This is a genomic window from Streptomyces bobili (assembly GCF_002154575.1).
GTDB classification, from domain to species: domain Bacteria; phylum Actinomycetota; class Actinomycetes; order Streptomycetales; family Streptomycetaceae; genus Streptomyces; species Streptomyces bobili.
This window is the reverse complement of the sequence record NZ_MUBA01000359.1, coordinates 1-4,181: the sequence shown is the minus strand read 5'-3', so window position 1 is coordinate 4,181 and position 4,181 is coordinate 1. Positions and strand designations below refer to the sequence as shown.

The following is a 4,181-nucleotide window of genomic DNA, read 5'->3' as shown; positions in this document are numbered from 1 at the left end:
GCGGTGGTGATCACCACCGCGTCCACGCCCCACCGGAAGATCTCCTCGACCCCGGGAGCGGCCGTCTCGCCCAGCCGCAGCGCCAGCTCCGTGGCCCGCGCGGGCTCCGCGTCCGTCAGGATGAGGGATCCGACCTCGCGGTGACGGCTGAGTGTGTTCGCATGAATGGTGCCGATGCGGCCCGTCCCGATGACCCCGATGCGCATGGAATCAAGGTGACCTCGCAGGCCGCACCCTGTCAATGCGTTTGTCCGGACAATCGGACTACACGACTTCCCGTCAACCGGCCACGGAGCTACGCTCGGCCCGTGCCGAAACCAGAGGTGGACCCGACCGTGCAGCTCGAACTCCGTGTGGACCGAAGCTCTCCGGTGCCGTTGTACTTCCAGCTGTCCCAGCAACTGGAGGCGGCGATCGAGCACGGCGTGCTCACCCCCGGCAGCCTGCTGGGCAACGAGATCGAGCTGGCGGCCCGGCTCGGCCTGTCCCGCCCCACCGTCCGCCAGGCGATCCAGTCCCTCGTGGACAAGGGCCTGCTGGTCCGCCGCCGGGGCGTCGGCACCCAGGTCGTGCACAGCCAGGTCAAGCGCCCCCTGGAACTGAGCAGCCTCTACGACGACTTGGAGGCGGCGGGCCAGCGCCCCGCGACGACGGTCCTGGTCAACACCGTCGTCCCCGCGTCCGCCGAGGTCGCCGCCGCGCTCGCGGTCGCCGAGGGCAGCGAGGTGCACCGCGTGGAGCGGCTGCGGCTCGCGCACGGGGAGCCGATGGCGTACCTGTCCAACCACCTGCCGTCCGGCCTCCTGGACCTGGACACCGCCCAGTTGGAGGCCACGGGCCTGTACCGGATGATGCGGTCGGCGGGGATCACCCTGCACAGCGCCCGCCAGTCCATCGGCGCCCGCGCCGCGACCGCCGCCGAGGCCGAGCGCCTGGCCGAGCCGGAGGGAGCCCCGCTGCTCACCATGCAGCGCACCACGTTCGACGACACGGGCCGTGCGGTCGAGTTCGGCGACCACATCTACCGCCCGGCCCGCTACTCCTTCGAGTTCCAGCTGCTCGTACGGCCCTAGGGCCTGTCCGACCATTCCCGTCTGCCGCGTGACCCATTCCCGTCTGCCGCGCGACGCCGTGCGCGCACGCTCGTCCGCCGCGGCGCGCACCCTCCCGGAGTACCGCCCTGGTCGCAATGTCCGGACAATGCGACCGACTCGCGGTCCCCGGTCACGAGACGCATGATCCCTGTGTTCGATACTGGGGCGTTTGCGTCCGGTGAGAGAACGCCGGACGCGCGCGTACGTCGGAACACGGCAAGAAGGGCACGGCCTCGTGGCACGTTCTGGGACCTGGACAGGAATCGCGTTGGCGGGGGTGCTCTGCCTCTCCCTCGCGGGGTGCAGCAGTACCGGGGGAAAGCGTGCCGAGGACGCCCGTGAGGCGGCCGCGCAGGGCAGGGCGGCGGTGAACACCCCTCGCTGGACCTTCGCGATGATCACCCACTCGGGCGATGGCGACACCTTCTGGGACATCGTCCAGAGCGGCGCGAAGCAGGCCGCCGTCAAGGACAACATCAACTTCCTGTACTCCCACGACGACGAGGCCCAGCAGCAGGCGCAGCTCGTCGACGCGGCGATCGACAAGCGGGTCGACGGCATCATCGTCACCCTCGCCAAGCCCGACGCGATGAAGGCCGCACTGGCCCGCGCCCGCAAGGCCGGCATCCCCGTCATCACGGTGAACTCCGGCTCCGCCGAGTCCAAGGCGTTCGGCGCGCTCACCCACATCGGCCAGGACGAGACGATCGCCGGCGAGGCCGTCGGCGAGGAACTGAACCGGCGCGGGAAGAAGAAGGCGGTCTGCGTCCTGCACGAGCAGGGCAACGTCGGCCACGAGCAGCGCTGCGACGGCGTCGCGAAGACCTTCACCGGCACCGTTTCCGACCTCTACGTCACCGGCACCAGCATGCCCGACGTGCAGTCCGCGATCGAGGCCAAGCTCCAGGCCGACCCGTCCATCGACGCGGTCGTCACCCTCGGCGCGCCCTTCGCCGACACCGCAGTGAAGGCGCGGCAGGGCGCCGGCAGCAAGGCCGAGATCGACACCTTCGACCTCAACGCCAAGGTCGCCGCCGGCCTGGCGGACGACTCCCTCGGCTTCGCCGTCGACCAGCAGCCGTACCTCCAGGGCTACCAGGCCGTCGACCTGCTCTGGCTGTACAAGTACAACGGCGACGTCCTCGGCGGCGGCAGGCCCGTCCTGACCGGCCCGCAGATCATCACCGAGGACCAGGCGGACGAACTGGCCGAGTACACCGAGCGGGGCACCCGATGACCACGCTCACCTCGGACGAACGGCTGCTGCGGGTCTCCCCGCTGCGCAGGCTCCTCGGCCGCCCCGAACTGGGCTCCGTCGTCGGCGCCCTCGCGGTGTTCGTCTTCTTCGCCCTCGCCGCCGACAGCTTCCTGCGCGCGGGCAGCCTCAGCACCGTCCTGTACGCCTCCTCGACGATCGGCATCATGGCCGTCCCGGTCGCGCTGCTGATGATCGGCGGCGAGTTCGACCTCTCGGCCGGTGTGATGGTCACGTCCTCGGCGCTGGTGTCGTCGATGTTCAGCTACCAGATGACGGCGAACGTCTGGGTCGGCGTCGGCGTCTCGCTCCTGGTCACCCTGGCCATCGGCGCCTTCAACGGCTTCATGCTCACCCGCACCAAGCTGCCCAGCTTCATCATCACGCTCGGCACGTTCCTGATGCTGACCGGCATGAACCTCGGCTTCACCAAGCTGATCGACGGCACCGTCTCGACGAAGAGCATCGCCGACATGGAGGGCTTCCCCACCGCGAGGGACGTCTTCGCGTCCACCCTGACGATCGGCGACGTCAACTTCAAGATCACGATCCTGTGGTGGTTCGCGCTGGTCGCGGTCGCCTCCTGGATCCTGCTGCGCACCCGCGCCGGCAACTGGATCTTCGCCGTCGGCGGCAATCAGGACGCGGCCCGCGCGGTCGGCGTCCCCGTCGACAGGACCAAGATCGGCCTCTACATGGGCGTCGCGTTCGGCGCCTGGATCTCCGGCCAGCACCTGCTGTTCTCCTACGACGTCGTCCAGTCCGGCGAGGGCGTCGGCAACGAGCTGATCTACATCATCGCGGCCGTCATCGGCGGCTGCCTGATCACCGGCGGCTACGGCAGCGCGGCCGGATCGGCGGTCGGCGCGCTCATCTTCGGCATGACGAGCAAGGGCATCGTCTTCGCCGAATGGAACCCCGACTGGTTCAAGTTCTTCCTCGGAGCGATGCTGCTCCTCGCGACCCTGCTCAACGCCTGGGTCCGCAAGCGCGCGGAGGCCACCACATGACACCGGAGACGACCCCGGCCGACAGCCGTACACCGCTCGTGGAGCTGTCCGGCGTCAGCAAGCACTACGGCAACGTCCGCGCCCTCGAAGGGGTCTCCCTGGAGGTCGATGCGGGCGAAATCACCTGCGTCCTCGGCGACAACGGCGCGGGCAAGTCCACCCTCATCAAGATCATCGCGGGGCTGCACGGCCACGACGCCGGCACCCTCAGCCTCGACGGCGAGGAGACCCGGCTGGCCTCCCCGCGCGAGGCCCTGGACCGCGGCATCGCCACCGTCTACCAGGATCTGGCGGTCGTCCCGCTGATGCCGGTCTGGCGCAACTTCTTCCTCGGCTCGGAACCCCGCAAGGGCACCGGCCCCTTCAAGCGCATGGACGTCGACCTCATGCGCCGCACCACCCACGCCGAACTCCTGCGCATGGGCATCGACCTGCGCGACGTCGACCAGCCCATCGGCACCCTCTCCGGCGGCGAACGCCAGTGCGTGGCCATCGCGCGCGCGGTGCACTTCGGCGCCAAGGTCCTGGTCCTCGACGAGCCGACGGCCGCGCTGGGCGTCAAGCAGTCCGGCGTGGTCCTCAAGTACGTGGCCGCCGCCCGCGACCAGGGTCTGGGCGTGGTGCTCATCACCCACAACCCCCACCACGCCTACCTGGTCGGCGACAGATTCGTCCTCCTGAAGAGGGGCACGATGGTGGGCAGTCACACACGGGACTCCATCACCCTGGACGAGCTGACACGCCAGATGGCAGGCGGAAACGAGCTGGACGATCTACGCCACGAGCTGGAACGCGCCCCTTAGGGGCGCGGGGAACGGCGCG

At 69.6% G+C, this 4,181-nt stretch carries 5 protein-coding genes; 4 read left to right on the top strand and 1 reads right to left on the bottom strand.

The annotated features are described in order from the left end of the window. Nucleotides 1–206 (bottom strand): Gfo/Idh/MocA family oxidoreductase (locus BZL64_RS26395; protein WP_158101565.1); only part of this gene is annotated, 206 nt, incomplete at its 3' end. 129 nt (nucleotides 207–335) lie between these two features. Between BZL64_RS26395 and BZL64_RS26390 the strand changes: the two genes are divergently transcribed. The 4 genes from BZL64_RS26390 (at nucleotide 336) to BZL64_RS26375 (ending at nucleotide 4,162) form a co-directional block, all read left to right on the top strand. Further along, the gene (locus BZL64_RS26390; RefSeq protein WP_086771681.1) at nucleotides 336–1,073 is read left to right on the top strand and encodes a GntR family transcriptional regulator; all 738 of its coding nucleotides are present in this window, start codon (nucleotides 336–338) and stop codon (nucleotides 1,071–1,073) included. Nucleotides 1,074–1,329: 256 nt separating this feature from the next. Next, nucleotides 1,330–2,331: a sugar ABC transporter substrate-binding protein gene (locus BZL64_RS26385; protein WP_086771680.1), complete on the top strand. Its 1,002-nt coding sequence runs from the start codon at nucleotides 1,330–1,332 to the stop codon at nucleotides 2,329–2,331. Further along, on the top strand, nucleotides 2,328–3,359 hold the full coding sequence (locus tag BZL64_RS26380) for an ABC transporter permease (protein ID WP_086771679.1): 1,032 nt from the start codon (nucleotides 2,328–2,330) through the stop codon (nucleotides 3,357–3,359). The genes BZL64_RS26385 and BZL64_RS26380 overlap by 4 nt, the downstream gene beginning before the upstream one ends. Beyond that, nucleotides 3,356–4,162: an ATP-binding cassette domain-containing protein gene (locus tag BZL64_RS26375; protein WP_086771678.1), complete on the top strand. Its 807-nt coding sequence runs from the start codon at nucleotides 3,356–3,358 to the stop codon at nucleotides 4,160–4,162. The genes BZL64_RS26380 and BZL64_RS26375 overlap by 4 nt, the downstream gene beginning before the upstream one ends. Nucleotides 4,163–4,181 lie beyond the last annotated feature (19 nt).

What these genes read in the sequence shown, in the direction of transcription:
- BZL64_RS26380 (WP_086771679.1), top strand. Translation starts at nt 2,328, where the DNA reads ATGACCACGCTCACCTCGGACGAACGGCTGCTGCGGGTCTCCCCGCTG.
- BZL64_RS26375 (WP_086771678.1), top strand. Translation starts at nt 3,356, where the DNA reads ATGACACCGGAGACGACCCCGGCCGACAGCCGTACACCGCTCGTGGAG.